This is a genomic window from Microbacterium meiriae (assembly GCF_040702565.1).
Lineage (GTDB): Bacteria > Actinomycetota > Actinomycetes > Actinomycetales > Microbacteriaceae > Microbacterium > Microbacterium meiriae.
The window spans coordinates 1,102,701-1,126,146 of the sequence record NZ_JBFBLJ010000002.1; the positions used below are offsets into that span (position 1 = coordinate 1,102,701).

At 70.0% G+C, this 23,446-nt stretch carries 25 protein-coding genes and 3 tRNA genes; 18 read left to right on the plus strand and 10 right to left on the minus strand.

Features of this window, described 5'->3' with window-relative positions; translation table 11 throughout:
- Positions 1-2 precede the first annotated feature (2 nt).
- Positions 3-617 (minus strand): TetR/AcrR family transcriptional regulator, encoded by a 615-nt coding sequence (locus AB0310_RS12655; RefSeq protein WP_187663198.1) that lies wholly within the window; start codon positions 615-617, stop codon positions 3-5.
- A gap of 367 nt (positions 618-984) precedes the next feature.
- Here AB0310_RS12655 and AB0310_RS12660 point away from each other — a divergent pair, with 367 nt between their 5' ends.
- The 3 genes from AB0310_RS12660 to AB0310_RS12670 all read left to right on the plus strand — a co-directional run bounded on the left by AB0310_RS12660 (position 985) and on the right by AB0310_RS12670 (position 3,634).
- The gene (locus AB0310_RS12660; protein WP_280564743.1) at positions 985-1,941 is read left to right on the plus strand and encodes an intradiol ring-cleavage dioxygenase; all 957 of its coding nucleotides are present in this window, start codon (positions 985-987) and stop codon (positions 1,939-1,941) included.
- Between the two features lie 195 nt (positions 1,942-2,136).
- A complete protein-coding gene (locus AB0310_RS12665) occupies positions 2,137-2,415 on the plus strand; it encodes a hypothetical protein (protein WP_187663200.1) in 279 nt (92 codons plus the stop codon).
- Between the two features lie 19 nt (positions 2,416-2,434).
- Positions 2,435-3,634, plus strand: coding sequence for a fatty acid desaturase family protein (locus AB0310_RS12670; RefSeq protein WP_522727338.1), 1,200 nt, complete (start codon positions 2,435-2,437; stop codon positions 3,632-3,634).
- A gap of 64 nt (positions 3,635-3,698) precedes the next feature.
- Here the strand turns inward: AB0310_RS12670 and AB0310_RS12675 are convergent, their stop codons facing one another.
- The 3 genes from AB0310_RS12675 to AB0310_RS12685 all read right to left on the minus strand — a co-directional run bounded on the left by AB0310_RS12675 (position 3,699) and on the right by AB0310_RS12685 (position 6,163).
- Complete coding sequence (locus AB0310_RS12675; RefSeq protein ID WP_366237378.1) at positions 3,699-5,096, minus strand: coiled-coil domain-containing protein; 1,398 nt, start codon at positions 5,094-5,096, stop codon at positions 3,699-3,701.
- A gap of 201 nt (positions 5,097-5,297) precedes the next feature.
- A complete protein-coding gene (locus AB0310_RS12680; RefSeq protein ID WP_366237379.1) occupies positions 5,298-5,540 on the minus strand; it encodes a hypothetical protein in 243 nt (80 codons plus the stop codon).
- A gap of 317 nt (positions 5,541-5,857) precedes the next feature.
- On the minus strand, positions 5,858-6,163 hold the full coding sequence (locus tag AB0310_RS12685; protein WP_280564750.1) for a DUF7882 family protein: 306 nt from the start codon (positions 6,161-6,163) through the stop codon (positions 5,858-5,860).
- A gap of 166 nt (positions 6,164-6,329) precedes the next feature.
- Between AB0310_RS12685 and AB0310_RS12690 the strand changes: the two genes are divergently transcribed.
- Entirely contained in the window at positions 6,330-7,655 is a 1,326-nt protein-coding gene (locus AB0310_RS12690; protein ID WP_280564752.1) for an FG-GAP-like repeat-containing protein, read from the plus strand.
- Between the two features lie 43 nt (positions 7,656-7,698).
- A complete protein-coding gene (locus AB0310_RS12695; RefSeq protein WP_268777652.1) occupies positions 7,699-8,544 on the plus strand; it encodes a transposase in 846 nt (281 codons plus the stop codon).
- Positions 8,545-8,547: 3 nt separating this feature from the next.
- On the opposite strand, the gene AB0310_RS12700 is transcribed toward AB0310_RS12695, so the two are convergent.
- Positions 8,548-8,985 carry a hypothetical protein gene (locus AB0310_RS12700; RefSeq protein WP_268777651.1) on the minus strand — a complete coding sequence of 146 codons (438 nt, stop codon included), beginning with the start codon at positions 8,983-8,985 and terminating at the stop codon, positions 8,548-8,550.
- Between the two features lie 107 nt (positions 8,986-9,092).
- Between AB0310_RS12700 and AB0310_RS12705 the strand changes: the two genes are divergently transcribed.
- Both AB0310_RS12705 and AB0310_RS12710 read left to right on the plus strand, forming a co-directional pair.
- Positions 9,093-9,836: a phosphotransferase gene (locus AB0310_RS12705; protein WP_268777649.1), complete on the plus strand. Its 744-nt coding sequence runs from the start codon at positions 9,093-9,095 to the stop codon at positions 9,834-9,836.
- A gap of 35 nt (positions 9,837-9,871) precedes the next feature.
- Complete coding sequence (locus AB0310_RS12710) at positions 9,872-10,906, plus strand: alpha/beta hydrolase (protein ID WP_366237380.1); 1,035 nt, start codon at positions 9,872-9,874, stop codon at positions 10,904-10,906.
- 44 nt (positions 10,907-10,950) lie between these two features.
- Here the strand turns inward: AB0310_RS12710 and AB0310_RS12715 are convergent.
- The 3 genes from AB0310_RS12715 to AB0310_RS12725 form a co-directional block, all read right to left on the minus strand.
- Positions 10,951-11,023, minus strand: a tRNA-Phe gene (locus AB0310_RS12715).
- A gap of 68 nt (positions 11,024-11,091) precedes the next feature.
- Positions 11,092-11,165: transfer RNA gene (locus AB0310_RS12720), tRNA-Asp, on the minus strand.
- A gap of 31 nt (positions 11,166-11,196) precedes the next feature.
- A tRNA-Glu gene (locus tag AB0310_RS12725) sits at positions 11,197-11,269 on the minus strand.
- 211 nt (positions 11,270-11,480) lie between these two features.
- Between AB0310_RS12725 and AB0310_RS12730 the strand changes: the two genes are divergently transcribed.
- Positions 11,481-12,788 (plus strand): M23 family metallopeptidase, encoded by a 1,308-nt coding sequence (locus AB0310_RS12730; RefSeq protein ID WP_366237381.1) that lies wholly within the window; start codon positions 11,481-11,483, stop codon positions 12,786-12,788.
- Between the two features lie 165 nt (positions 12,789-12,953).
- Here the strand turns inward: AB0310_RS12730 and AB0310_RS12735 are convergent, their stop codons facing one another.
- Entirely contained in the window at positions 12,954-13,445 is a 492-nt protein-coding gene (locus AB0310_RS12735) for an inorganic diphosphatase (RefSeq protein ID WP_017204665.1), read from the minus strand.
- A 101-nt stretch (positions 13,446-13,546) separates the two neighbouring features.
- Between AB0310_RS12735 and tilS the strand changes: the two genes are divergently transcribed.
- Entirely contained in the window at positions 13,547-14,539 is a 993-nt protein-coding gene (gene tilS / locus AB0310_RS12740) for a tRNA lysidine(34) synthetase TilS (protein WP_366237382.1), read from the plus strand.
- Positions 14,540-14,565: 26 nt separating this feature from the next.
- Here the strand turns inward: tilS and AB0310_RS12745 are convergent, their stop codons facing one another.
- Entirely contained in the window at positions 14,566-15,156 is a 591-nt protein-coding gene (locus AB0310_RS12745; RefSeq protein WP_268777645.1) for a DUF937 domain-containing protein, read from the minus strand.
- Between the two features lie 121 nt (positions 15,157-15,277).
- Between AB0310_RS12745 and hpt the strand changes: the two genes are divergently transcribed.
- From hpt to AB0310_RS12790, 9 genes are all read left to right on the plus strand, one after another.
- Positions 15,278-15,829, plus strand: coding sequence for a hypoxanthine phosphoribosyltransferase (gene hpt, locus AB0310_RS12750; RefSeq protein WP_187663213.1), 552 nt, complete (start codon positions 15,278-15,280; stop codon positions 15,827-15,829).
- A gap of 178 nt (positions 15,830-16,007) precedes the next feature.
- Entirely contained in the window at positions 16,008-18,008 is a 2,001-nt protein-coding gene (gene ftsH / locus AB0310_RS12755) for an ATP-dependent zinc metalloprotease FtsH (protein WP_187663214.1), read from the plus strand.
- Between the two features lies 1 nt (position 18,009).
- On the plus strand, positions 18,010-18,621 hold the full coding sequence (folE, locus tag AB0310_RS12760) for a GTP cyclohydrolase I (RefSeq protein ID WP_187663215.1): 612 nt from the start codon (positions 18,010-18,012) through the stop codon (positions 18,619-18,621).
- Positions 18,618-19,427 carry a dihydropteroate synthase gene (gene folP, locus AB0310_RS12765; protein WP_187663216.1) on the plus strand — a complete coding sequence of 270 codons (810 nt, stop codon included), beginning with the start codon at positions 18,618-18,620 and terminating at the stop codon, positions 19,425-19,427. The genes folE and folP overlap by 4 nt, the downstream gene beginning before the upstream one ends.
- 34 nt (positions 19,428-19,461) lie before the next feature.
- Entirely contained in the window at positions 19,462-19,857 is a 396-nt protein-coding gene (folB, locus tag AB0310_RS12770) for a dihydroneopterin aldolase (protein ID WP_187663217.1), read from the plus strand.
- Complete coding sequence (gene folK, locus AB0310_RS12775; protein WP_187663218.1) at positions 19,854-20,390, plus strand: 2-amino-4-hydroxy-6-hydroxymethyldihydropteridine diphosphokinase; 537 nt, start codon at positions 19,854-19,856, stop codon at positions 20,388-20,390. The genes folB and folK overlap by 4 nt, the downstream gene beginning before the upstream one ends.
- Positions 20,387-20,869: a DUF3180 domain-containing protein gene (locus AB0310_RS12780; RefSeq protein WP_187663219.1), complete on the plus strand. Its 483-nt coding sequence runs from the start codon at positions 20,387-20,389 to the stop codon at positions 20,867-20,869. The genes folK and AB0310_RS12780 overlap by 4 nt, the downstream gene beginning before the upstream one ends.
- Positions 20,820-21,401: a PH domain-containing protein gene (locus tag AB0310_RS12785; RefSeq protein WP_366237383.1), complete on the plus strand. Its 582-nt coding sequence runs from the start codon at positions 20,820-20,822 to the stop codon at positions 21,399-21,401. The genes AB0310_RS12780 and AB0310_RS12785 overlap by 50 nt, the downstream gene beginning before the upstream one ends.
- Positions 21,398-23,446 (plus strand): PH domain-containing protein, encoded by a 2,049-nt coding sequence (locus AB0310_RS12790; RefSeq protein ID WP_366237384.1) that lies wholly within the window; start codon positions 21,398-21,400, stop codon positions 23,444-23,446. The genes AB0310_RS12785 and AB0310_RS12790 overlap by 4 nt, the downstream gene beginning before the upstream one ends.

The following is a 23,446-nucleotide window of genomic DNA, read 5'->3' on the forward strand; positions in this document are numbered from 1 at the left end:
GGTCAGACGCTGGCGGCGAACAGGTCCAGGCATTCGACGCGCAGGCGCGCGATCGCCTCGGTGTCACCGCGGAGGTGACGGATGAGGGCGTGCTGCATCATGCCGTCCGTCAGCGCATACGCGAAGAGCGGCGTGAAGCGGCAGGGCCGACCGCGCAGCTCGGAGTAGCGCTCGACCACGCGCCAGATGGCCTCCTGCAGGTCCGCCTCGACCTCCGCGATCGTGTCGCCGAAGCCGGACTCGAACAGCGATTGATTGCGGAGGTCGTACCAGAGCCGGTGCAGGCGGGCGTCGTCGTGCACGCTCCTGGCGAGTTCCTCCGCGGCGCCGGCCGCCAGGTCCTCCGCGGTCTCCGCCTCCTCCATGACGGCGAGGTAGCGGTCACCGAGCCCGCCCTTGGAGATCCGCACGGCCTCCGCGATGAGGTCGTTCTTGTCGGTGAAGTAGTAGTGCAGGGCTCCGTGCGAGAGCTCCGAATGCTGGGCGATCTCGCGGAGTCCCGTCCTGGCGAACCCGCGCTCGGCGATCGCCTCCAGCGCCGCTTCGGCCAGCGCTCGCCGGCGGATCGCGAACTTGTCCACCCCTGCGCGTTCCGCCCGCTTGGTCGCCGTCGTCATGCTGTGCCCCCGGTCTCGTCCCCTTCGGGATCGGTGCGGGCAATGCTATGGCATTCTCGCGGATCTGGACAGACGTCCAGGAAAAACTTGACAGGTGCCAAGCTGCGTGTTGCACTGGATGCGCCACGGCCGCGCATGTCCCCTGCATGCCGGCCGTCTTCGTGGCCGCGCGAGCGATTCCCCCATCGCCCCGGCCCTGCGTTGTCCGCCGAGTTCTTCGAGCGCCAGCGCTGCAGAGCGGAGCGATGTCCCCGCATCCTCCGCTCTGCTCCCGCTTCTAGGCTCCTCATCGGTCGCGCATAGCTCCCTGATTGTTCACTCGTCGAGCATCGGGGGCAACGCCGCCCACGCTCGAGAGGAGCACATCATGAGCCGAATCCCCGAACCGACGTCGACGCCGCAGGGGCCCATGTACGAAGGACGACCGCTGGATCGCGCGGACGAAGAGGTGGTCGACCAGGGCGTCGCCTTCGATCTCCGGACGCTGATGAGCCGCCGCGGGCTCCTGATCGGCGGCGGCCTCGGCCTCGGCGCCGTCGTCCTCGCCGCCTGCGCTCCGACAGCCACCGGCTCGTCGTCGACGACCGCCACGCCCACGCCCAGCGCCGGCGCCACCGCATCGGACTCCGCGATCACGGAGATCCCGGATGAGACCGCCGGCCCCTACCCGGGCGACGGCTCGAACGGTCCCGACGTCCTCGACGAGGCGGGGATCATCCGCCAGGACATCCGCTCGTCCATCGACGGCGGTGCCACCGCGGACGGGGTCCCGCTCTCGTTCGAGTTGCAGATCCTCGACCTCGCGAACGGAGGGGTGCCGTTCGCGGGCGTCGCCGTGTACGCCTGGCACTGCAACGCCCAGGGGGAGTACTCGCTCTACTCGTCGGGGCTCGAGGACGTCTCCTATCTCCGAGGGGTGCAGGTCGCTGACGGCGACGGCAGGGTCTCCTTCACGTCCGTGTTCCCCGGGTGCTATTCGGGGCGGTGGCCCCACATCCACTTCGAGGTCTACCCGGACGCGGCATCGATCACCGAAGCATCGAACGCGATCGCGACATCCCAGCTCGCGCTGCCCGAAGACGCCTGCGGAGCGGTCTACGCGGAGACGGCATACGCCGGATCGGCGGACAACCTGGCACGGATCACGCTGACCTCCGACAACGTCTTCAGCGACGACGGCGGGGCATCGCAACTCGCGACGACGACGGGGAGCGTCGCCGGCGGCTACACGGCGACGCTCGTGATCGGCGTCGACACCACGACCGCCCCGAGCGCCGGTTCCGCACCGGGCGGGAGCGGGAGCGGACGCCCGCCGGGAAGTTGAGGTCGTCGGAGCGTGGTTCCGTGGATCTGCTAGACTGATCGTGCAACGTGTGCGTTTCGCCCCCTCTCGGCCGCCTCGTCGCCACTGATCAGGGCCATCCACGGACCACGCACATCGACGCGCGCGGAATCCGCCCTCGGTCTCTTCACGTGCGGAGCGCGACAGCGCGCCCGCCCCACAGCAATGAGCATGAGCATGAGCACCACCACCATCCCTCCGTCCACCCCTCTCACCTGGAAGCAGGCCGACGTCGACGTGCACGTCGCCACCCGGAACGGCGAATTCGCCGGATTCGTCGAGTTCGACGGATCCGCGCACCGACTGCGCGACGAGCGTGGCACCGATCTCGGATCCTTCCCCTCCCTCGACGACGCCTTCCGTGCGCTCGCCGAGGCGAACGAGCCGAAGCGCGCCGCGGCGTCGCCGACTCGCCCGCGCCCCCGCCGTCGGCGCATGCGGCGGGCGCGAGCCTGACTCGTATGCCGGCTCGCGTATGCGGGCGCGGTTAGTGTGGCCACAGCGATCGGCATCCGCCCTTGGCTACCTCAGCTCAAGGGCTCCCGATCGGCAGGAGAGCATCATCTCCCTTTCACCCTCCCCGTCCGTCACCGCCACTCTGGGGCCCGTCCGTCAGACCTATGCCGGCAACGCGGACTTCCCGCCGCTCGCCCGGGCCTACCGGGACGTGCAGCAGGTCGTGAAGGAGACCGGGCTCCTGCAGCGGACGCCCGTGTTCTACTCGCTCGTCGGCGCCGCGCTGGTCGTCGCCTTCGCCGGTTGCGTCGCCGGATTCCTGCTCCTCGGTGACAGCTGGTTCCAGCTGCTCATCGCCGCCGCCCTGGGCATCGTCTTCACGCAGGTCGCGTTCCTCGCCCATGAGGCCGCGCACCGCCAGATCCTCTCCACAGGACCGGCGAACTTCCGCCTGGCCCGCGTGCTCGCCGGCATCATCGGCATGAGCTACCACTGGTGGGATTCCAAGCACACCCGCCACCACGGCAACCCGAACCAGGTCGGCAAGGACCCTGACATCCAGGTCGACACCATCTCCTTCCTGGAGGAGGATGCGGCACAGTCGCGTGGCATCGTCCGGCTCATCACGCGGAAGCAGGGCTGGCTCTTCTTCCCCCTTCTGACGCTGGAGGGGCTCAACCTGCACTTCCTGGGTCTGAAGCACCTGATGACGCGCAAGAACGTGAAGGGTCGCTGGATCGAGCTCGGACTCATCGTGCTGCGGTTCGCCGTCCTCCTCGTGCCGCTGTTCCTCCTGCTGCCCGTCGGCATGGCCTTCGCGTTCCTGGGTGTGCAGCTCGCGGTCTTCGGCGTCTACATGGGCGCATCCTTCGCCCCCAACCACAAGGGCATGCCGGTCATCGCGCCCGACGCCAAGCTCGACTTCTTCTCGAAGCAGGTGCGCACGTCGCGCAACATCCGCGGCGGATGGTGGGTCACCGGGCTCATGGGCGGCCTCAATCACCAGGTGGAGCACCACCTCTTCCCGAACATGTCGCGGCTGCACCTGTCGAAGGCTCGCGGCATCGTGCGCGACTACTGCGCCGCCCACGGCATCCCGTACACGGAGACGAGTCTCGGGCGCTCGTACGCGATCGTCATCGCCTACCTGAACCGGGTGGGCCTGGCGGCGCGCGACCCGTTCGACTGCCCCGCGGCGGCACAGCTCCGTCGCGCCTGACGCACACGGAGACGACGAAGGGGCGAGCAGACAGCTGCTCGCCCCTTCGTCGTATCCGCGCGGATCAGCGCTTCGAGTCGTCCGTCTCGACGACGTCGATCGTGATCTTCTCCAGCGGACGGTCGTCGTCGAGCTCGTCGTCGAGGACCTCGTCTCCGCGGAAGCTCTCGACGGACGCCTCGACGTCGTCCTCGTTCTCGTCGTCCTCGTCGATCGTGGCCTCGGTCACCGCGATCTCCGTGGGGAGGCTGTCGTCGCTGAAGATGCCGTCGGGCCGGATGAGCTCGCGCACCTCGGCCATGAAGCTGGTGAGCTGCTGCTGCTGCCACCGCAGCTGACGGGCTCGGTCCTCGGCGTCGCGGAGGACGGTGGAGGTGTGGCCGGTCACCGCATCGACGATCTTCTGCGACTTCACGCGGGCACGCTCGAGGATGTCCCGCGCACGGACCTGTGCGTCGGCCTCGATCGCCTGCGCCTGCGAGCGCATGAGCTTCTCGTAGCCGTCGGCCTTCGCGGAGATGCGCTGGGCGTGCTCCAGCGAGGCCGTCACCTGCTCGTTGGCGTCGGTCGTGATGCGCTCGGCGTGGGCGACGGCCTGGTTGTGGAGGACCAGGAACTCCTGCTGCGCGTCGTCCTGCCGGCGGGTGAGGGTCTCCTCGAACTCCAGCACGCGGGCGTTCATCTCGCGTACCTCGCGCTCGGCGTCGGCCCGCAGCTGGGTGGTCTCGCGCGTGACGAGGGAACGCAGCGCGGCGGCCCCCTTCTCGGCCTCGGTGCGGATCGCCGTGGCCTCCTGCGACGCCTGGCTGACCTTCTCCGCGGCGTGTGCGGCCTCGCGCTCGATGCGCGCCTCATGGGCCGTGTACTCGGTCTCCATCTTCAGTCGCACCTGGTCGGCGTCGCGCTGAGCCTGGGAGATGATGCGCTCGGCATCCGCCTCGGCCTCGGCGCGCTGCGCGGCGACTTCTTCGCGGGCAGAGGTCATCAGGCGGTCGGCCTGCACGGCGGCGTTCTGGATGAGGACGTTCGCCTGCTCCTCGGCCACCCGCAGGATCGCCTCGAACTGCTGGCGAGACGGCGCTTCCTCACCGTCGGCCTGCGGCATGTCGACGAGCTCGGAGGTGAGCGTCGCCACCTGCTGCTCCGCGTCCGAGGCCTTGGCGTTCGCCGCGGCGAGCTCGGCCTCGAGGGCCTCCCGTGCCTCTCGCTCCTCCGCCTTGACCGCGTCGACGGACTCGGCCTCGCGGGCCTTCGCCTCGGCCACCTCGTCGGCCGCCTGCTGGAGCTGGGCCCGCATCGATGCGAGCGCGGCGTCGACCTCGCCCTTGTCGTAGCCGCGGAATCCGATGGTGAATGCGGCCGAGGATGAGGGCGACGTGTCGCGGGGATTCGTCTCGATCAGCTGATCGAAGAAGTCCGGCGACCGCTCGTCGTCGCGGGGAGTGCCCGAGGATTCGCTCATGGGTTCAAGCCTTTCTGGCGTGTCCGCGACACGAAGCGGACTTCGTTTCCGTGGACGGGATCGCAAGCACGGAGGAGGAGGCCTCCGGCATGCGCCACGACCGGGTCGTCATCCGAGTCCCCGCGGGGCGCGGCGCGCGTCTAGCCTAATTGCGTCGCCTGAGAATCGTGACCCCCATCTGCGGGGGCCGGTGAACGCTGATCAGGCCTGGCGGAACCAGCGCGCGTTGCGGTCGTCGAGCACCGAGCCCCGCTCGAACACGGAGACGGGTCCGTCGGCCACCTTGATCTGACGGGTAGCGGCCTCCGCGGCCACCAGGGCCCGCAGCTCCCGCCACAGCGGCGCGGTCTGCGGGAAGCCGAGGTACTCGCGGAAGGTCTCGACGCGCAACAGCGTTCCCTCGGGACTCGGAACCAGTCGCGCGACCGTGTCGTCCGGTTCCACGAAGCGGATGCCCAATACGTCGTCGGGGAGCAGAGAGAGGTCGTGCCGCGGTCCGCGATGACCGTGCGCACGATCTCGGCCGCGGCTGCGGGGGAGTCGCGGACGACCAGCGTGGCGCCGAGATCGGCGAGGATCTCCTCCGTGCGGGCGGCGGTGTACCGATCGCCCGCACGCTGTCCCGCGGACGACGCGCTGCGCCGCACCCACCCCCGCAGGAACGCCGCTCCGACGATGAGGCCGAGGATGATCACGAAGAGAGCCGGGATCACTGCGGTGTCCACGGGCAGCGCCCCTTCCGTACCGGACGTCGGAGCGCGTCAGCGCGGGTCGGTGAGGTGGTCCAGGTGAAGATCGCCGGAGGCGTTGAGAGCCTGCACGATCTGCTGGATGCGGTGCGGGTCCACCGTCGGCGGCTCCGCGTCGTCGAAGCCGAACTGCAGGGGGATGGCGGGGTGGATCCACACGCTCGCCCGCCGGTCGATGCCGCCCTCGAGAGGCCGCCACGTCATCATGAAGCTCTCCTGTCGGCGCAGCTTCGTGGCGATGACGATCTTCAGATGCGCGAGCGTCTCATCGTCGATGAGGATCGGATCCGAGTGCCCGTCGTACCGGAGTCTTCCCATGATGCTGACGGTACACCCCTCCGGGGTCTCACCCCGTCCGGGGCGCGAGAGCAGCGGAACGGGAGCGAAGGGGGTGGCGTTCGCGTCGCCGGACGCCCGCCCTTGGTACGGTGACCGCGGAGGACACCACGTCCCCTGGGGCCGCCGAGCAAGAGAGAACCTCGAGATGAAGCGCACGTCCCGCTTGCGTCTTGGTCGCATCGGGATCGTCGCCGTGCTCGCGATCGTGCTGGGATCCCTGGTGCCGGCCCTCACCACGACCGGCTCCGCGGTCGCCGCTTCCGACGGCTACATGGTCTATCCGGCCTCGGGCAACATCCAGTCGAAGGTCGGAGACGGCTGCCTCGGCAACTATCGCGCGCACGACGGCATCGACATCTCCCGGAACGGCGGGACACCGATCCTGGCGGCGTACGACGGTGTGATCAAGAGCCGCACGTCGAACGGCGGCTACGGCAACTACGTCGATGTGCAGCACCCGGGCGGCTACGTCACCCGGTACGCCCACATGGCGGCATCCGGCTGGTACGCACCGGGCACGAAGGTCCTGCGCGGGCAGCAGATCGGCGTCGTCGGGAACACCGGCAACTCCGCCGCCTACCACCTGCACTTCGAGGTGTGGCTGAACGGCAAGGTCTACTCCCAGATCAACCAGGGTTTCACCTGCCTGTCGAACGTCACGCGAGGTGGGACGATCCCGCTGTTCTTCCCCGGTCTCGGAGCCAGCGATTCGGCGGGGATCGACACCGCTGACTTCACCGGTAACGGAAAGGCCGATCTTCTCGTCGTCGCAGGCAACGGGGACCTCCGGCTGCGGACGGGGAACGGGCGCAGCGGCCTCGCCGGCCCGACCACGCTGTTCGGAGGCGGGTGGGGGAACTCCCGACGGCACATCACCCACTCGGACTTCAACGGAGACGGCCATGCGGACATCCTCGTGGCGCGCTCCGACGGCGCCCTGGAGTTCTACGCCGGGAACGGTGCCGGCGGCTTCCGCGCAGCGACCACCCCGGGAGCCGGGTGGTACGGAATGCGTCACGTCACATCCGGTGCGGATTTCACCGGGGATGGACGGCAGGACGTCATCGGGGTGTCCCCGACCGGGACCCTCGTGATCTTCCCCGGCAACGGGACGGGCGGCTTCCGCACTCCGAACGTCACCGTGGGCAACGGCTGGGAGGGTTTCCACTACCTCGTCGCCGGAGACTTCGACGGCGACGGACGGGGTGACCTCATCGGGGTCGCCGGTGATGGCGTGCTGAGGCTCTACACCGGCGCGTCCGGCCTGCGTACCTGGCGTCAGGCCGGGACTGGGTGGCAGGAGATCACCGAGGTCACCGGCGGCGCGGACTACAACGGGGACGGCCGTGCAGACCTCGTCGCGCGCACGGCCGCAGGACAGCTCTATCTCTATCCGGGAAACGGCGCCGGAGGGTTCGGTACCAGGATCCTCATGGCCTCGGATGCGGCGGACTACCTCGCGATCGAATAGCCCCGTCGCGTGAACGTCCCCCGCCGACGCGTATCGTGGGCGCATGGCCGCTCCGACCCTCGATGACATCGCGGCGGCGCTCTACGCCGGGCCGCCCGAGGAGTTCACCGCCGCCCGGAATGCGCGGGCGAAAGACCTCGACGATCGTGCGCTCGCCGCGGAGGTGAAGGCGCTGCGCAAGCCGGCAGTGGCTGCTTGGGTCGTCAACGTCTTCGCGCAGGAGCGTGCCGCGCAGCTCGGGGAGGCCCTGGCGCTGGCGGCGGAGCTGCGCGAGGCGCAGGCGGATCTGGACGCTGCGGCGTTGGCGAAGCTCGGCCGGGAGCGGCGCGCGCTGACCCGGCGGCTCGCCGAGACCGCCGCGGACCTCGCGGGCTCCCGCGGAGAACGAGTGACGGCGGCGACGCGGGATGCGGTCGAGCAGACGATCTCCGCGGCGTTCTTCGACCCGGACGCGGCGGCCGCCGTGGCGTCCGGACGTCTCGTGCGGACGTTGGAACCTTCGGGCACGGCGGACGACATCCGCGACGCGGTGGCCGGAACGCTCCCCGCACTGCAGCCCCAACCCCCGCGTCCACCGGACGAACTGCAGGAGCGCCGGAAACGTCGGGACGCGGAACGTCGGGTGGCTGCTGCGGAGAAGGACCTCGCGGCGGCGGAGCGCGCCCTCGCGAAGGAGGACGAGGCGGTGCAGGCGCTGCACGACCGCGCCGAGGAGCTGGCCGACGGAATCGCCGAGCTGGAAGCGCAGCTGGAGCAGCTGCGTCAGGAGGCCGACCGCGTCGACCGCGACCGTCCCGCCGCGGAGAAGAGGCGCACCGTGGCCGTGGAGAAGAAGGACACCGCTGCCAAGGCCGTGCAGGCAGCGCGCGAGGCCCTCGACGGCCTCTGAGCGTCAGCTTCGGGCGGCGGTCTTCTCCTCGTCGGAGTTCGGCGTCCATCCGAACCAGCCGTCGTCGGACGGGATGACGCTCCAGTCGCCGCAGACGAAGACGGTGCTCGCCTCGTACGCGGAGGGGGCATCGTCCAGAGTCCAGGTCGGGGCAGAGGTGCGCTCCGTCTCCACGCAGTCCTCCGGCAGTTTGGCCGTGCTCGCCAACAGGAGGACGGCGTCGTCGGCGTCCTCGATCGTCGACGTCCGGAGCGTGAGCGTGGTCGCGTCTTCCGGAACCCAGTCCGCATCGACCGGCGCGTCCGCGCGGAAGGCGTCGACGTCATCGAACGTCCTGGTCGACTGCTTGTGCACGAGACCCTCCACGGCGGCGCATCCGCCGAGCAGCAGGGTGCCACCGAGGAGCAGGGCGGCAGCGGGGAGGAGGGTGCGTCGTGTCATGATTCCACTCTGCTCACGGGCGCGGCGAACGGCGTCCGTCGGGGGAGGTATCCCTCGTCATCATCGGGAGTGATCTCTCCCGGAGGTGCCTCCGATAGCCTCGGAGGATGCGGGAGGAAGTCCTCGAGGGCGGCAACGCGAGCGGACCCGTCGTGCGGGTCGGGGACACCGTCCGGAAGGCGTGGACGGCCGCGACTCCGCACGTGATCGCCTATGTGCAGGCGATGCGGGACCGCGAAGTGGATGCGCCCGAGCCGCGCGGTAGAGACGCGCAGGGGCGGCAGATCATCGAGTTCGTCCCCGGCACGCTCGCGATGGACTCCGCACCGCTCTCCGCCGCCGAGCTCGGCCGCGTGGGCGGGATGGTCCGGCGGATCCATGACGTGTCGGCGCGCCATGTCCCCGCCACCGATGCGGTCTGGGAACCTCCCCTGTCAGCGCCGGCGCAGGAGCTCATCTGCCACAACGACCTGGCGCCGTGGAACCTGATGCTCGGCGACCGCTGGGTCTTCATCGACTGGGACGGCGCCGCCCCGAGCACCCGGTCCTGGGACCTCGCCTTCTCCGCGCAGACGTTCGCGCTTCCGGATCCGGCCCGCGACCCGCAGCGCTCCGCCGACGACCTGGCGGCCTTCGTCGACGGATACGGTGCCGACGAGGAGCTGCGCGCGGAGCTTCCGGACATGATGCGCCAGCGCACGCAGGCGATGCTCGATCTGCTGCGCTCGTCCGCGGAGGCGGGACGCGAGCCGTGGGGGACGATGTACCGCACGGGTCACGGGGCGCACTGGAAGGCGGTGCTCGACTACGTCACCGCGCATCGGGATGTGTGGCAGCGCGCGCTCGGGTGACGTTCCGCCGGTGTGATTCTCCTATGGTGATCGATATGAGTGACGACCTCGGCCGCGCAGTGATCGCGGATCTCTGCCGGATCCCGAACCCGGAGTCGATCGACAGGACGGCGTACGTCGACCTCGGCGGTGTCTCCCAGTTCGTCTCGATCCGCGGGCGCAGCACACGGAACCCCGTGCTCGTCGTCTGCCATGGCGGCCCGGCCCTGCCGTCGCTGCCCTCGTCGTGGATCTGGCAACGAGGCGTGGAGGAGTACTTCACGGTCGTCAACTACGACCAGCGCGCGAGCGGCAAGTCCGCGAGCGCAGTATCCGAAGGCATGGACCTCAGCGTCGACCGGTACGTCGACGATCTCGCGGAGCTGATCGCGTGGCTCCAGCGGGAGCTCGGCGTGCACAAGGTCGGAGTCCTCGGGCACAGCTGGGGGACGGTCCTCGGTCTCACTCTGGCCCAGCGGTGCCCCGACCTGCTGTGGGCGTATATCGGCGTCGGGCAGGTCATCTCCAGACCCGAGAACGAGGTGGCGAGCTTCCGCCACGCGATGCAGAGTGCTGTCGCGGACCGGAACGAGCAGGCGATCTCCGAGTTGCAGGCGCTCGGGGAGTACCCCGGTGAGGAGCCGTTGACCGTCGAACGCATCGTGACCTGCCGGAGGTGGGCGCAGTACTACGGCGGCCTCTCGGCGTATCGCTCCGACTTCGCCTACTTCACCGACTCGCAGGAGCTGTCCCCGTATTACACGGACGCCGACCTGAGCCTCATCGGTGTCGGGCAGCGCGCGACCATGCCCGAGGTGCTGCCGGCCCTGCTCGGCTTCGACGCCCGCGATCAGACGGCGTTCGAGGTGCCGATGCTCCAGTTCCTCGGACGACACGACTGGACGACGCCCACCGGACCGGTGGCCCGCTGGCTGGAGACCGTGACGGCGCCCGCGACGCACGTCGTCTGGTTCGAGAACTCCGCACACCTGTGCATGTTCGAGGAGCCGGGGAAATTCCTCGTGAGCCTCGTGACCCACGCGCTGCCGCACGCGGTCGCCGCGGGGGAAAGCAAAACCCCCGCCATGTAGAAGCTAGGCGAGGGTTTCTGGGCTGATTGTAATGATCAGCCGTGTGGCTCCGACCGGCATCGATCCGGTGACCTTTCGATTTTCAGTCGAACGCTCTACCAACTGAGCTACAGAGCCGCGCGGCGATGATGCTGCCGCGTCCTAGACGAAGAGCCCTCTCCGAAGAAAGAGCTCGTCGCACGGAGCGACCCTGACGGGACTTGAACCCGCGACCTCCGCCGTGACAGGGCGGCACGCTAACCAACTGCGCTACAGGGCCATACTGGTGTTTTCAATTGTATCGGATGGAGTGACCCCAACGGGATTCGAACCCGTGCTACCGCCGTGAAAGGGCGGCGTCCTAGGCCGCTAAACGATGGGGCCGAGTCAGTCCCGGGGGACTTCCTTGCCGACGCTCAAGCATAAGGGATCATCCGGGCAAATCGCGAATCGAGGCCGGAACCCGCTTCCCCCGGGCGTGTTCGAGCGGGACGATGGTGGAGTCGGGGATGCCGTTCGAGCCGTTCCAGGAGTCTGGTGCTGGTGTGAAAGTTGTTGTTACTGTGGCATCTGTGAAACCGGCGGAAGGGGCCGTGTGAACGAGAAGACCACGCAGGATGCGGCACTCGCGGCATCCGCGGACTGCGGGTGTGCGCCCACCCCGACGGAGCGCCGTACCCTCTTCCGCGACGGGATCAGCCGCCGCGGCGCTCTCGGACTCGGCGCGCTCAGCGTCGTCGCCCTCAGCGCGTTCGGCATCTCGTCCGGTGTCACGGCCGCGCACGCCGCGTCGTATCCGAGCTGGGACGACGTGCAGAAGGCCAAGCAGAACGAGGCCTCCAAAGCCGCAGAGGTGAAGCGCATCGAGGGGCTGATCCAGTCGCTCACGCAGAAGGTCTCCGAGACGCAGGCCGCCGCCGAGGTCGCCTCGACCGAGTTCTACAACGCGCAGCAGGCCTACTTCGCCGCGATCGCCGAGGCCGACTCCCTGCAGGAGAAGGCGGACGCGCAGGCCGCCGTCGCCGACGAGTCCGCGCGCAAGGCCGGCCAGGTCGCCGCCCAGCTCTACCGCAACGGCGGTGACGACACCTCGCTGGAGCTGTTCTTCGCGGATTCCGCCGCCAACGCTGACGAACTCCTCGCCCGCCTCGGCTCCATGGACAAGCTCCTCGAATACAACAAGACCGTCTACAACGACGCGGTCGCCGCGCGGAACTCCGCGCAATCCCTCAGCGATCAGGCCGTCGTCGCGCGTGACGAGCGCGACCGCCTGCAGAAGATCGCCGAAGAGAAGATGGTCGCGGCGCAGCAGGCCGCCGACGCCGCGCAGGCCGCGCTCGACGAGCAGTCCTCGAACCTCGCCACCATGCAGGCGCAGCTCGCCGCGCTGAAGGACACCACCGCGACCACCGTCGCCGGCTACCAGAAGGGTGTCGAGGAGCGCGAGAAGGAGCGCAAGCGCCGCGAAGCCGCCGAGGCCGCCGCGAACGCCGGCGGCAACAGCGGCGGCGGCGGGACGCCGGGGAGCGGGGGCTGGGTGCGTCCGCACGGCGGCTACCGCAGCTCCGGCTACGGCCCCCGCTCGCAGCAGTGCAACGCCAACGGCTGCGGCGCGGCGATCTACGCGGCGCACTCGGGCACGGTGGACGCGGCCTTCTACAACGGCGGGTACGGCAACTACGTCCGGATCCAGCACGGCGGCGGCATCGCCACCGGATACGCGCATATCAAGCCCGGCGGCTTCGCCGTCCGGAACGGCCAGTGGGTGCGGGCCGGCCAGGTCATCGCGTATGCGGGCAACACCGGCGGTTCCTTCGGCTGCCACCTGCACTTCGAGGTCTACATCAACGGCCGCTACACGAACCCCATCGACTTCATGGCGGGCAAGGGCATCTCCGTCTGACGGACGGCTGGACAGCGGAAGACCCCCGGACGCATGGCGTCCGGGGGTCTTCGCTTCGACAGGCTCAGCGACCCATATGAGGTCAGCGACCAGTGAAGGTCAGCGACCCAGTGAAGGTCAGTGACCCATGAGGTCAGGGACCCAGGTGAGGTCGGCGATCTGGGGTCAGTGGCCCTGCTCGCCGAAGCGGACGATCGCCTCGTCGAGGATGCGCTGCGCCTCGGCGGCGTTGCCCCACTCGTCGACCTTGACCCACTTGTTGGGCTCGAGGTCCTTGTAGTGCTCGAAGAAGTGTGCGATCTCCTTCTTCGTGTACTCGGCGATGTCGTCGATGTCCTGGATGTGGGCCCAGCGCGGGTCCTTCGAGAGCACGGCGACGAGCTTGTCGTCTCCGCCGGCCTCGTCGCTCATCTTCAGCACCGCGACGGGGCGGACCTCGACGACGACGCCCGGGTAGATGGCGTGGTCCAGCAGCACGAGCACGTCGAGCGGGTCGCCGTCCTCGCCGAGCGTGTTGTCGAAGTAGCCGTAGTCGGCCGGGTAGCCGAAGGTCGTGTAGAGCACGCGGTCGAGGTGCACTCGCCCGGTCTCGTGGTCGACCTCGTACTTCACGCGGCTGCCGCGCGGGATCTCGATGACGGCGTCGTGTGCGCCCATGCGTGTGCTCCTCAGGAAGATCGGTTGGATGCCGCGGACCAGCCTACTCGGGGGCCGCGGATTCGACCGTGACGGACGAGACGGTGCCCTAGCGTGGAGGGATGCCTTCCCTCGCCCCCGCCGTCGCCGAGATCCGCCTCGCCGTGCGCACCGCGCTCGCCGATCTGCCCGAGGGCTCGACCGTCGTCGTCGGGGTCTCCGGCGGCGCCGATTCGCTCGCGCTGGCGGCGGCCACCGCGTTCGAGGCCGCGAAACGCGGGGTGCGTGCGACCGCGGTCACCGTCGACCACGGTCTGCAGCAGGGATCCGCCGAGGTCGCCGCCGAGACGGCACGCATCGCCGGACAGCTCGGGCTCGAGGCGCTCGTCGTCCGTGTCGAGGTCGACGGCGACGGCGGTCCGGAGGCGGCCGCGCGGGATGCGCGGTACCGCGTGCTCCGGGACGCGGCGGGTGATATCGGCGCGCGGGCGGTCCTGCTCGGCCACACCCTCGACGATCAGGCGGAGACCGTCCTCCTCGGGCTCGCCCGCGGCTCCGGGGCGACGAGCCTGCAGGGGATGGCGCCGGATCGGGAGGACGACCACGGCCTCCGCTGGCTGCGCCCTCTGCTCGGCGTGCGCCGCGAGACCACCCGCGCCTTCTGCGCCGCGACGGAGCTGCAGCCGTGGGAAGACCCCCACAACACCGACGACCGCTATACGCGGGTGCGGGTGCGTCACCACGTGCTCCCCGTGCTGGAGACGCAGCTCGGCCCGGGCATCGCCGAGGCGCTGGCTCGCACCGCCGAGCAGCTCCGGGAGGACGCGGAGGCGTTCGACGAGATGATCCACGAGACGATCGAGGACATCGTCGAGCATGCCGAGGCCGGGATCTCCGTGAGCGTCGCCGCGCTCGCCGCCAACCCCGCCGCGTTGCGCAACCGCATCATCCGTCTCGTGGTCGACAGCGAGTTCGGGGCGAGCCTGAGCCGTGCGCAGACGATCGAGGTCGCCCGCCTCGTGACCGACTGGTCGGGTCAAGGGCCGATCGACCTGCCGGGGTGCGCCGCCGTGCGCCAGGGCGGCCGAATCGTGTTCACCGCTGCGACCCGCTGAATCGCGGGCCGCAGCGGCGTCACGTCCTACTTCTTGCCGCCGAAGAGGCCGCCGAGGATGCCGCCGAGGTCGATGCCGCCCCCGGAGCCGCTCTTGCTGCCGCCGAGGAGGCCACCCAGCACGTCACCCAACCCGCCGCCGGAGCCGGAGTCGCCGCCGCCGAGGATGCCGCCGATGACGTCGCCGATCCCGCCGGAGCCCTCCGTGCCCGCATCCGCCTTCGCCGTCTTGTCCTTGGTCGCGTTGGCGATGAGACCCATCACGATCGGCGCGAGGATGGGGAGGAGCTTCCCGAAGTCGATGCCCGGGGTCGCCTTCGACTCGGTCAGCTCCTTGGTGACCTCCTTCTCCTTCCCGCCGAGGATGTGGGAGACGATCTTCTCGCCGTCCTCCTGGTCGATGTCGTCGACCGTCGCCGGGCTCGACGCACCGCGGTGCTTGCCCAGGGCCTTCTCGATGGCCGCCGATCCCTCGGTGCTCTCCGCGTTCTTCGCGAGTCCGCCGAGGAGCACGGCGCCGCCCTGCTCGACCGCGACCTTGGCCTCGTCACGCGACACTCCGAGCTTCTGCGCGATGTCGTCGAGGGGCACCTGGCTGAGGATGTCGTGAGTCGCCATGGGGATCTCCTTCCGTCGGGGCGTGCGCCCGCGTCACCGTCAGAGTAGTGCGGTGTCGTCGCGCAGGGGAGGGTACGCGCCTGCGACCGGAGCACACCGCCGCGTCGCCTAAAATCGATCCATGCGCGCCGCGGAGATCCAGGACGACCTTGCACAGATCCTCGTCACCGAGGAGGAGATCAACGCCAAGCTCGAAGAGCTCGCGGCGCAGGTCGCGAAGGACTACGAGGGCAAGGACCTCCTCCTCGTCGGTGTGCTGAAGGGCGCGGTCATGGTCATGGCCGACTTCGCACGCGCACTGCCGTTCCACGCGCCGATGGACTGGATGGCGGTGTCGAGCTACGGCGCCAGTACGAAGTCGAGCGGTGTCGTGCAGATCCGGAAGGACCTCGACACCGACCTGCACGGCAAGCACGTGCTCATCGTCGAGGACATCATCGACTCCGGCCTCACGCTGAGCTGGCTGCTGGAGAACTTCGGGTCCCGCGGTGCGGAGTCGATCGAGGTGCTCGCGCTGCTGCGCAAACCGGAGGCCGCGAAGGTCGAGATCGACTGCAAGTACGTCGGCTTCGACATCCCCGTGGAATTCGTCGTCGGCTACGGGCTCGACTACGCCGAGCGCTACCGCAACCTCCGGGACGTCGCGGTGCTGGCGCCCCACGTGTACAGCTGACGCTTCGACAGGCTCAGCGACCCACGCTTCGACAGGCTCAGCGACCCACGCTTCGGCAAGCTCAGCGACCCACGCTTCGACAGGCTCAGCGACTCACGCTTCGACAGCTGCGGGAGCGTTGCGCCGTGGGTGAACGCACAGCGGCCCCCTAGCACGGAGGCGATACGCTGATCCGACCATGGATGTGAAGAAGCTCACCCGCAATCCGCTGATCTACGTCGCTCTGATCGGCGTGCTGCTCTTCGGCGGATTCCTGCTGATCTCCAACCTCGGCGCGCCGAAGCAGATCACGACGCAGGAGGGGCTCGAGCTGCTCTCCGGCAAGACCGTGACCGAGGTCGTCACCACCGATGGCGATCAGCGCGTGGACATGACGCTGTCGAAGCCGTTCGAGGGCTCCGAGAACGTCCAGTTCTACTACGTCGAGGCCCGCGCCGACGAGGTGGTCTCCGCGATCGACGCGGCCGCTCCGAAGGACGGCTTCAACGACGCCGTGCCGCGCGCGACCTGGTTCGACGGCTTCCTCTCGCTGCTGCTTCCCCTCGTGCTGCTCGGCCTGCTGTTCTGGTGGCTCCTGTCGTCCATGCAGGGCGGCGGCGGCAAGGTCATGCAGTTCGGCAAGTCCAAGGCCAAGCTCGTCAACAAGGAGACCCCGACGGTCACCTTCGCGGACGTCGCCGGAGCAGACGAGGCCATCGAGGAACTCCACGAGATCAAGGAGTTCCTGCAGGATCCGGCGAAGTTCCAGGCCATCGGCGCCCGCATCCCGAAGGGCGTGCTGCTGTACGGCCCTCCCGGAACCGGAAAGACCCTCCTCGCCCGCGCCGTCGCCGGCGAGGCCGGCGCCCCGTTCTACTCGATCTCCGGTTCCGACTTCGTCGAGATGTTCGTCGGCGTCGGTGCCTCCCGCGTGCGCGACCTCTTCAGCCAGGCCAAGGAGAACGCTCCGGCCATCATCTTCATCGACGAGATCGACGCCGTCGGTCGCCACCGCGGCGCCGGCATGGGCGGCGGAAACGACGAGCGCGAGCAGACGCTGAACCAGATGCTCGTCGAGATGGACGGCTTCGACCCGAACGCGAACGTCATCGTGATCGCGGCCACCAACCGTCCCGACATCCTCGACCCCGCGCTCCTGCGCCCGGGACGTTTCGACCGCCAGATCGGCGTCGACGCCCCCGACCTCAAGGGTCGCCAGAAGATCCTCGAGGTGCACAGCAAGGGCAAGCCGCTCTCGAAGAACGTCGACCTCGAGGTCGTCGCCCGCAAGACCCCCGGATTCACCGGCGCCGACCTGGCGAACGTGCTCAACGAGGCCGCGCTGCTCACGGCCCGCTCGAACGCGCAGCTCATCGACAACCGCGCCCTCGACGAGGCCATCGACCGTGTGATCGCGGGTCCGCAGCGTCGCACGCGCGTGATGAAGGACAAGGAGAAGCTCATCACGGCGTACCACGAGGGCGGACACGCACTTGCGGCGGCGGCGATGAACTACACAGATCCCGTGACGAAGATCACGATCCTGCCCCGCGGCAAGGCGCTCGGCTACACGATGGTGTTGCCGCTGGACGACAAGTACTCCGTGACCCGGAACGAGCTGCAGGATCAGCTCACCTACGCCATGGGCGGCCGCGTCGCCGAGGAGATCGTCTTCCACGACCCCACCACCGGTGCCTCGAACGACATCGAGAAGGCGACCTCGATCGCCCGCAAGATGGTCATCGAGTACGGCATGACGACGCAGGTCGGCCCCGTCAAGCTCGGCACCGAGGGCGGCGACATGTTCGTCGCCCGCGACATGGGCCGCGGCCGCGAGTACTCGGAGAAGGTCGCGGAGCGCGTCGACGCCGAGGTGCGGGCGCTCATCGAGCAGGCGCACAACGAGGCGTACGCGGTGCTCAGCGAGAACCGCGACATCCTCGACCGTCTCGCTCTGGCCCTCCTCGAGGAGGAGACCCTCGACCACAACCGCATCGCCGAGATCTTCACCGAGGTGAAGAAGCTCCCGGAGCGTCCGCTGTGGCTGTCGAGTGAGGACCGCCCGGTCTCGGAGCGGCCGCCGATCGAGGTCCCGAAGAAGGACGTCTCGCTCGCCGCCTCCGTCGAGGCGCCGACGACCCCGCCGCGCCCGCAGCAGGGCTCCGCCGGAGCGGGCAGCCCTCGTCCCGCGACGGCGTGACGTGACCGTCGACAAGGGACGCGTCGAACGGCTCACCAGGGAACTCCTGGAGGCGATCGGCGAGGACCCCGATCGCCCGGGGATCAAGCAGACTCCCTCCCGGATGGCCGAGCTGTACGCGGAGTTCTTCGCCGGGGTGGGGGAGGATCCCGCCGAGCCGCTCGCGCACACGATCAGCGTGACCCGCGGGCCGGCGCCGGACACCCTGCCCTCCGGCGCGGTGCTCCTGCGCGACATCCGCTTCCGCTCGGTGTGCGAACACCACCTGCTGCCCTTCGCGGGGCATGCGCACATCGCCTACCTTCCGGGCGAGCAGGTCGTCGGTCTCGGTGCGCTCGTGCGCGTCGTCGAGATCCTCGCCGCGCGGCCGCAGGTGCAGGAGCGGCTGGGCGAGCAGATCGCCGACACGATCGCCGAGAACCTCGATGCCCGTGGCGTGCTCGTCGTGCTCGATGCCAGCCACGGCTGCGTGACGATGCGAGGTGGACGGCAGACCGAGGCCTCGACGCTGACCATCGCGGCGCGCGGGGTCTACACCGATCCGGTGGCACGTGCGGAACTGGTGACCCTGATCGGCATGACCGTGCCAGGGGGCGGGACGTCGCGCGCATGACCGGGATCTGGGGCATCGTCAACGTCACGCCCGACTCGTTCAGCGACGGCGGGCGCTACCTCGACGCGGACCGGGCGGTCGCCCACGGCCTTCGCCTGCGAGCCGAAGGGGCGTCCGTCCTCGACGTCGGGGGAGAGTCGACCCGGCCGGGCGCGGAGCGCGTCGGGGTGGAGGAGGAGCAGCGCCGCGTCCTTCCCGTCGTCGAGCAGCTCGCGGCGGCCGGCGTCGTCGTCAGCATCGACACCCTCAACGCGTCGACCGCGGCGGCGGCCGTCCGTGCGGGGGCGCGCATCGTCAACGACGTCTCCGGTGGGCTCGCCGACCCCGACATGCGCGCCGCGGTGGCGGAGTCGGGAGCCGACTTCGCGATCGGGCACTGGCGGGGCTTCTCCGCCGACATGTACGCGAACGCCGACTATCGCCGTGTCGCCCGGGAGGTGGCCGGCGAGCTGCGCGAGCGGATCGGGGAGGCGGCGGCCGCCGGCATCGCGCCGTCCCGCGTGATCGTCGACCCGGGTATCGGGTTCGCCAAGGCGGGCGGCCAGAACTGGGATGTGCTGCGGGGCCTCGACGAGATCGTGGGCCTCGGCTTCCGCGTGCTGGTCGGGACGTCGCGCAAGCGCTTCCTCGCCGACGTGCTGCAGTCGGCGGCGCCGGGCAGTGACGGCGTCTCCGAGGAGCGCCGGGACCTCGCCACCGCGGTGACGAGTGCGCTCGCGATGCGCGCCGGCGCCTGGGCGGTGCGCGTGCACGACGTCGCGGCGACCCGCGACGCCCTTGCGATCACCCGCGCCTGGGAAGGCTGATTGCGGAGTCGGAGCGTCACCGTACCCTAGAGGCATGGACTTCCTCGACGAGATCGTGCTGACAGGGCTGACCGTATTCGGCCACCACGGCGTCTACCCGCACGAGCGGGAGAACGGGCAGGAGTTCACGGTCGACCTCCGGCTGCGGCTCTCCCTCGAACAGGCCGCCGCCTCCGACGACGTGGCCGACACGGTCCACTACGGCGAGCTCGCGGAGCGCGTGGCCGCGGTCGTGTCGGGTGAGCCGGTGAACCTCATCGAGACCCTGGCCGAGCGGATCGCGGACGTCGCCCTCGGCGACCGCCGCGTGCAGCAGGTGACCGTGACGGTGCACAAGCCGCAGGCGCCGATCGCGCTGACCTTCGGTGACGTGGCCGTGACGGTGCACCGGACGCGGGCGCCGGAGTCGCTGGAGGACATCACGACATGAGCCGCAACCTCACGCGCCCGCCGGAGGTGCCAGGCCCCCGGCCGCCACGCCCGGAGACGGTGGCGGTCGTGGCGCTCGGCGCCAACCTCGGCGACCGCGAGGACACGATCCGCGCTGCGGCGGCACGAATCGGGCGTCTTCCGCTCGTCTCCGACGTGCGCCTGTCGCGCCTGTTCGAGACGGTGGCGCTCCGCGTGGACGGCCCCGATCCCGACGCCCCCGGCTATGTGAACGCAGTGGCTCTGGTGACCACGCGCCTCGCTCCGGAGATCCTCCTCGGCATGCTGCACGCCATCGAGGACGAGAACGGTCGCGTCCGCGGCGAGCGATGGGGTGACCGCACTCTGGACCTCGACCTCATCGCCTACGGCGACGTCGTCTCGGACGACCCCCGGATCCAGTTGCCCCATCCGCGGGCGGCGGAGCGGCTGTTCGTCCTGGAGCCCTGGCTCGACGTCGCCCCCGACGCCGAGCTCGCGGGGCGCCGCGTCGCTGATCTGGCGGCGGACCTCCGCGCGCGAGGCGAGGGATGAAGCGCACCTCTGCCGGGCTGCTCGCCGTCCTCGGGCTCGTCGGCGCCGGTGCGGGGTTCATCCTCGACCAGATGCTCACGGCGACCGGTCGAGCCACGTTCACGCCGTCCCTGTTCCTCCCGGTGCTGCTCGTCCTCATCGCCGGCGCATCGCTCGGGGTGGCCTGGCCGGTGCGGCGCAGCGTCCGGTCCGGGGTGCGCATCGACCCGTTCCGTGCCCTGCGGGCCGCGACCCTCGCCCGGGCGTCCAGCCTGCTGGGCGCGATCCTGGCCGGCTTCGGCGCCGGGCTGCTGGCCTTCCTCCTCACGCGCCCCATCGATCCCCCGATAGGGTCGACTGTGGCCATGGTGGCGCTGATCGCGAGTGCGGTCGTGCTCGTCGTCGCCGCTCTCGTCGCCGAACAGTTCTGCACCCTGCCGAAGGATCCTGATGACTCAGAACCCAGAGACCGCGCCCCTGAACCCGGCGGAGGGCACTGACCTCGACGCCCTCGACCAGGGCACGTACACGCGGCTGCGCACGGCACGCAACGAGTCCCGCCTCGAGCTCGACGGCACCTGGCACCAGATCTCGCCGCGCTACGTCGTGTCGCAGATCGTGCAGAACGTCATCTTCCTGGCCATCGTCGTGGCCGCCGCGATCGTGCTGAACATCGTGCTCGAGCAGGACTGGGTGTGGATCCCGGCCGGGGTCATCATCCTCATCACGCTCGTGACGCTGATCATCCTCCCGCGACAGGCGCGGGCGATCGGCTACATGCTGCGGGCGGACGACATCGTGTTCCGCAAGGGCATCCTGTGGCAGCGCATGATCGCGGTGCCCTACGGGCGCATGCAGCTCGTCGACATCACCCAGGGGCCGCTCGACCGGGCGTTCGGCATCTCCCAGCTCAAGATGGTCACCGCGGCGGCGACCACCGGTGTGCAGATCCCCGGCCTCACCCAGGCGGCGGCCGAGGCGCTGCGCGACACGCTGATCCAGGTCGCCGAGACCCGCCGGACCGGCCTGTGAGCGAGTCGCAGCTTCCCACCGCCGCGCCGGGGCAGACCTCCGCGGGCACGCCGTCGACGCACCTCGCGGACGGCGAATGGCATCGGATGCATCCGCTGACGCCGCTGTTCAAGGGCGGCCTGGCGCTCATCATCGTGGGCGGCATCGTGATCGCGAACATGCGCGACCGGGTCATCGCCTGGCTCGTCGGGCAGTTCGCGCCGGAGGAGGCGCACTACGACGACTACACCGGGGGCGACCCGGTGGACTGGGTGCTCGCGAACAACTTCGCCCTGATTGCGCTGCTGGGTGTCCTGGCGCTCGTCGTGGTGCTCGTGGCGGTCTTCTGGTTCGTCTGGCGCTTCCAGCAGTTCCGCATCACCGGCGACCACGTCGAGGTGCGCAAGGGCATCATCTTCCGCTCCCATCGCCGCGCGCCCCTCGACCGCGTGCAGGGCGTGAACCTCACGCGGCCGTTCCCCGCACGCATCATCGGCCTCGCGAAGCTCGAGGTCGTAGGCGCGGGCACGGATGCGAACGTCGCGCTGGAGTACCTGGCGACGCCGCGGGCCGAGGGGGTGCGCGCCGAGATCCTCCGACTCGCCTCGGGCGCGCGCGCCGCACGGCACGCCGCCCTCGACCCTCAGGGCGCAGCGACGCCCGACGGGTCCGCTCCGACCTCCGCGCGCGCACAGCTCGTCGGCTCGATGAACGAGGGCGTCAACGGCTTGCTCGCCGGAGTGGACCTGCAGGACGTCGTGCCCGAGAGCGTCGTCAAGATCCCCGCCGGCCGACTGATCGGCTCGCAGCTCATCTCCGGGCTGCTGTGGCTGGTGTTCTTCGGCGTGATCTTCGCCATCGCGATCGGCAGCACCCTGATCGGCGTCCTCATCGACGGGGATCCCGACGGCGGGATCGTCCTCCTCGGCATCGGTCTCGGCATGGGCGTCCCGATGCTCATCGCGGTCGTCGGTATCACCTGGGCGCAGATCTCGAAGTCGCTGCGGTACTCCATCGCGCCCACCCCCGACGGCGTGCGCATCACCTACGGACTGCTCACCACCGTCACCGAGACCCTCCCGCCCGGCCGTATCTTCGCGGTCGAGGTGTCGCAGTCCCTGCTCTGGCGGCCGTTCGGCTGGTGGACCATCAAGATCAACCGGATGAGCGGCAAGAGCGCCGCCCAGCAGTCGTCGAGCAGCGGTCAGCAGTTCAACGTCGTGCTGCCCGTCGGCAAGCGCGCGGACGTCGAGCGCGTGCTGTCGCTCGTGCTGCCCGACGTCCCGGCGGAGAGCATCCCCGCGCTGTGGGATCAGGGCGTCGTCGGTCCGGCCGAGAACGACCCCTACCGGACGATGCCGCGCCGGGCGTGGTGGCGGCGGCCGGTCTCCTGGAAGCGCCACGGATACACGCTGACGACGGACGGACTGCTGCTGCGCCGCGGCATCGTGTGGCGCAAGCTCGCGGTCTTCCCGCTGGCGCGTCTCCAGGGTGTGTCGCTCAGTCAGGGGCCGATCGACCGGGCTCAGGCGGTCTCCGGAGCCCAGGTGCACACCGTGCCCGGACCGATCACCGGCCTCCTGTCGGGTCTCGAGCGGGCAGATGCCCTCGCATTGCTCGACGAGGTCAGCATCGCCGCCGCCGAAGCGGCATCCCGCGACCACACCCACCGGTGGAGCGAGCACGCCGCGGCTCCCGTCGCGCCGCCCGCTCCGCCGCAGTTCGGCGGTCCTGCCGCTCCGATGCCTCCCGCGCCTCCCGTGTTCGGCGGCCCGGCATCAGTCCCGTCCGTGGCACCCGCGCCCCCGGTCGCGCCGCCCTCCGCATCCCCGGGCTCGGCGGCCCCACCTGCTCCGCCGGTGCGGACTCCTGCGGTGACGCCGCCGCCGGCGCCTCCGGTGACCGCGCCCCCGGTCGCACCGCCTCCGGCCCCTCCCGTCACGGCGCCCCCGGTCGCACCCCCACCTGCTCCGCCGGCGCCGCAGACGACCGCGCCTTCGGCCCCGCCGGCGCCGACCGCGCCGCCCGCGCCGCCGGCGCGAACCGACGCGCCGCGCGAGGAGTGA

Bases quoted from the DNA above. Each gene is read 5' to 3' on its own strand.
- AB0310_RS12655 (WP_187663198.1), bottom strand. From the start codon at position 617: ATGACGACGGCGACCAAGCGGGCGGAACGCGCAGGGGTGGACAAGTTC.
- AB0310_RS12660 (WP_280564743.1), top strand. From the start codon at position 985: ATGAGCCGAATCCCCGAACCGACGTCGACGCCGCAGGGGCCCATGTAC.
- AB0310_RS12665 (WP_187663200.1), top strand. From the start codon at position 2,137: ATGAGCACCACCACCATCCCTCCGTCCACCCCTCTCACCTGGAAGCAG.
- AB0310_RS12670 (WP_522727338.1), top strand. From the start codon at position 2,435: ATGCGGGCGCGGTTAGTGTGGCCACAGCGATCGGCATCCGCCCTTGGC.
- AB0310_RS12675 (WP_366237378.1), bottom strand. From the start codon at position 5,096: ATGAGCGAATCCTCGGGCACTCCCCGCGACGACGAGCGGTCGCCGGAC.
- AB0310_RS12685 (WP_280564750.1), bottom strand. From the start codon at position 6,163: ATGGGAAGACTCCGGTACGACGGGCACTCGGATCCGATCCTCATCGAC.
- AB0310_RS12690 (WP_280564752.1), top strand. From the start codon at position 6,330: ATGAAGCGCACGTCCCGCTTGCGTCTTGGTCGCATCGGGATCGTCGCC.
- AB0310_RS12695 (WP_268777652.1), top strand. From the start codon at position 7,699: ATGGCCGCTCCGACCCTCGATGACATCGCGGCGGCGCTCTACGCCGGG.
- AB0310_RS12700 (WP_268777651.1), bottom strand. From the start codon at position 8,985: ATGACACGACGCACCCTCCTCCCCGCTGCCGCCCTGCTCCTCGGTGGC.
- AB0310_RS12705 (WP_268777649.1), top strand. From the start codon at position 9,093: ATGCGGGAGGAAGTCCTCGAGGGCGGCAACGCGAGCGGACCCGTCGTG.
- AB0310_RS12710 (WP_366237380.1), top strand. From the start codon at position 9,872: ATGAGTGACGACCTCGGCCGCGCAGTGATCGCGGATCTCTGCCGGATC.
- AB0310_RS12735 (WP_017204665.1), bottom strand. From the start codon at position 13,445: ATGGGCGCACACGACGCCGTCATCGAGATCCCGCGCGGCAGCCGCGTG.
- tilS (WP_366237382.1), top strand. From the start codon at position 13,547: ATGCCTTCCCTCGCCCCCGCCGTCGCCGAGATCCGCCTCGCCGTGCGC.
- AB0310_RS12745 (WP_268777645.1), bottom strand. From the start codon at position 15,156: ATGGCGACTCACGACATCCTCAGCCAGGTGCCCCTCGACGACATCGCG.
- hpt (WP_187663213.1), top strand. From the start codon at position 15,278: ATGCGCGCCGCGGAGATCCAGGACGACCTTGCACAGATCCTCGTCACC.
- ftsH (WP_187663214.1), top strand. From the start codon at position 16,008: ATGGATGTGAAGAAGCTCACCCGCAATCCGCTGATCTACGTCGCTCTG.
- folP (WP_187663216.1), top strand. From the start codon at position 18,618: ATGACCGGGATCTGGGGCATCGTCAACGTCACGCCCGACTCGTTCAGC.
- folB (WP_187663217.1), top strand. From the start codon at position 19,462: ATGGACTTCCTCGACGAGATCGTGCTGACAGGGCTGACCGTATTCGGC.
- folK (WP_187663218.1), top strand. From the start codon at position 19,854: ATGAGCCGCAACCTCACGCGCCCGCCGGAGGTGCCAGGCCCCCGGCCG.
- AB0310_RS12780 (WP_187663219.1), top strand. From the start codon at position 20,387: ATGAAGCGCACCTCTGCCGGGCTGCTCGCCGTCCTCGGGCTCGTCGGC.
- AB0310_RS12785 (WP_366237383.1), top strand. From the start codon at position 20,820: ATGACTCAGAACCCAGAGACCGCGCCCCTGAACCCGGCGGAGGGCACT.